Source organism: Chamaesiphon sp. VAR_48_metabat_135_sub (genome assembly GCF_031418915.1).
Classification (GTDB): Bacteria; Cyanobacteriota; Cyanobacteriia; order Cyanobacteriales; family Chamaesiphonaceae; genus Chamaesiphon.
Genome location: NZ_JANOJV010000180.1, coordinates 1 through 2,553 on the forward strand (window position 1 = coordinate 1; position 2,553 = coordinate 2,553).

The 2,553-nt window shown below is 41.4% G+C and carries 5 protein-coding genes; all 5 read right to left on the reverse strand.

Annotated elements, in window-relative coordinates:
* Nucleotides 1-65 precede the first annotated feature (65 nt).
* Nucleotides 66-1,043 carry a tyrosine-type recombinase/integrase gene (locus tag RMO55_RS13305; RefSeq protein WP_310427221.1) on the reverse strand — a complete coding sequence of 326 codons (978 nt, stop codon included), beginning with the start codon at nt 1,041-1,043 and terminating at the stop codon, nt 66-68.
* Nucleotides 1,043-1,573 carry a hypothetical protein gene (locus RMO55_RS13310; RefSeq protein WP_310427222.1) on the reverse strand — a complete coding sequence of 177 codons (531 nt, stop codon included), beginning with the start codon at nt 1,571-1,573 and terminating at the stop codon, nt 1,043-1,045. The genes RMO55_RS13305 and RMO55_RS13310 overlap by 1 nt, the downstream gene beginning before the upstream one ends.
* A 66-nt stretch (nt 1,574-1,639) precedes the next feature.
* Complete coding sequence (locus RMO55_RS13315; protein WP_310427224.1) at nt 1,640-1,768, reverse strand: hypothetical protein; 129 nt, start codon at nt 1,766-1,768, stop codon at nt 1,640-1,642.
* A complete protein-coding gene (locus RMO55_RS13320; protein ID WP_310427226.1) occupies nt 1,755-1,982 on the reverse strand; it encodes a hypothetical protein in 228 nt (75 codons plus the stop codon). Before RMO55_RS13320 ends, RMO55_RS13315 begins: the two co-directional genes overlap by 14 nt.
* A gap of 6 nt (nt 1,983-1,988) precedes the next feature.
* On the reverse strand, nt 1,989-2,462 hold the full coding sequence (locus RMO55_RS13325) for a Fic family protein (RefSeq protein WP_310427227.1): 474 nt from the start codon (nt 2,460-2,462) through the stop codon (nt 1,989-1,991).
* Nucleotides 2,463-2,553 lie beyond the last annotated feature (91 nt).

Genomic DNA, 2,553 nt, shown 5'->3' on the forward strand with positions numbered 1-2,553 from the left:
TTCGTTAATCATGAATCTCCATACCGTAAAGTCAGCAAAGCCGACACGCCCACTTCGATTCGGCTTCAGTCACAGCTCTCAACTATCTCTAATAACTCACCCAAATCTTTACTAGCCTTACCTTGCAACTGATGGCGGTTATCATCATAAATCATCAATGTACTCAAATTCTGGTGTCGAGACAAAGATTGAGCGGCTCTGACATTCCCCTCGCTCACATCTAAATAAGCCGTAATCGCACTATGTCTCACCCGATGGGGGGAAAGATCGATCCCAACAGGTTCAGCATACTTCTTGACGATTCTGGTGATATCCTTGCCATCTAATCGATGACCATTATTACTCACAAATAAGACTGGATTATTACTATCTAGCTTAACTAGCAAATAATCATTAATAGCGGTAACTACGGCTGGATTAAGATCGATCGACTGTAACTCTAACGTCCCTTTACCCAGAATCATCAATCTACTTTCTTGCGGGATGAAATTAGATCGATCGAGTGACACAATTTCACCTCTTCTCAAGGCGTTGTCCCACAATAACCGACAGATCGCATAATCCCTTTTACCGAGAATTGTAGATCGATCTATCTCTGCCAACACACTGCGATATTCATCAACAGTTCTACCCCTAGTATCACGATATTTCTGACTTCTCAGTCCTTTCACATCGCTCAAACTAAAGCTACATAATCCTCTCTTTCTCGCATAATCAACCAATGATTTAAGAGCTGACAAACGTTGATTGATAGTGGCACTAGATAATTTCAAATCGATTAAGATTTTGCGATACGTCAATACCTGATGAAGAGCCTCAGATTGAGAGAGTAAGAGAAAGCTCTGGAGTGCATCAGAAATTGAAAAAGCTGGATAAGCCTTCAAACAGAAATCTGCTAAAGCTTTTGTATAGGATCTTCGAGTAGTCTCTTTAATTTGGAGATCCAGAAAACTATCCCAGATCTCCACCCTCAAATCGGGGATATCAGAAACGACTTCTAACGCACTATCTATTCTAATTAGTTGAGGAATTGGAATTTGCATTACAAAGCTCCCTCAATCGGCAAGATAATATCATGCTCTGTTAAGATGCTATCTTTAAGCGAATCGATCTCTCTTCCCGATCTTGGATCGATCGAAAAAATTGGGTCTGGCTCGATCACAAACCACTCATGATAGAGAATAGCCAGCCAAAAATCTTCGCCTGCAACTTTATCGCATACAGCTAAATAACCGATCTCATACCATTCACTCCCATAGGTAGTATCTGTCAAAAATACCGTTACAGAATTATCATCAGCACTCCAAATAGTCCTAATAATCTCAATATTGGGGTGATGTTTAAGTGGAATTGGTAGTAGAACTGGGCGATTGTCGATCATCAGGAATTCTGGAGTATCCTCTTGTTGGCGAGGGAGTGGTAAATCTGGACGATTAGCAAAGAAAAATGGCTCTGGGTCGTCATCAAGAATACAATCCCAGTCAAATGGGCCTTCATGCTTTTCCACAATCTGGTCGTACCGCACTTTAGCAATCTTCTGACGTGTCACTTCAGATAAATCTACCAGTTTCATCTAATTTACCTCTACTAAATCTTTTGGATATTAACTCTTGGTGGTCAGCAATTCACCGATCTGTTGCTACATAAATGGAAAAATCTCATCACCCGATTCACCAATAGTCCGACTAGTTTTAGCTAAACCAAGATCGATCGCAAGTAGGTCAAGACCATCAATTAATTTAGAGCGGTAAACTTCAGAAATTGTCAAATTCCATAAATTCACTGGATAACCAAGATTTGCGATCGAATGCGAGTTGCTTAATAAATGCCAACTCACTGGCAGGAAGATTAGTAATATGGCGATACCGCCAACCCCGTTCGTAACTGGCAAGCATTTCCAGTTGAGTCAATCGGTAAACATCCGCAATTTGCCAGCCGAGAAATTCTAGAAAGGGTAATTTGTAAGGTTGAACGATCTCCATAATTATTTACAACCCCTCACCAGCTAAACTCAAGATTTCTACGAGTGAAGACTCAACACATTTGGCAATTGTCTCCTTGAGTGCAGAATTATCTCCACCAGATTGCCAAGCGACGATAGCATCGATATAAGCAGAGCGATCTTCAGTTTTAATCACCGCAATCGGATACCCAGATCTGAGCAAACTAAGATTCATTAATAATCTCGCAGTGCGTCCATTACCATCCTGAAAGGGATGAATTGTAACTAGTCGATAATGAATCTCTGTGGCTATTTCAACTGGATGCAAAGCTGGATTAGAGTGCAGCCAATCACCAAATCCCTGCATCAATTCTGGCACTATAATTGCATCAGGGTAGCGATAATTGCTACCCGCAGCCATCATACTCACAGTCCGATAGGCACCTGCATCCCGCTCTCCTTTGCACACTAGTCCATGAATTTGGCGGATATCCCATTCGGTGATTGCTCGTTCATCCATTGCCAGATCTCGAATAAAATCGATTGCTTCGACGTGATTGATAGCTTCTAAGTGGTCTTTAAGGGATAACTATCGGTGGTAAACCCCTTAA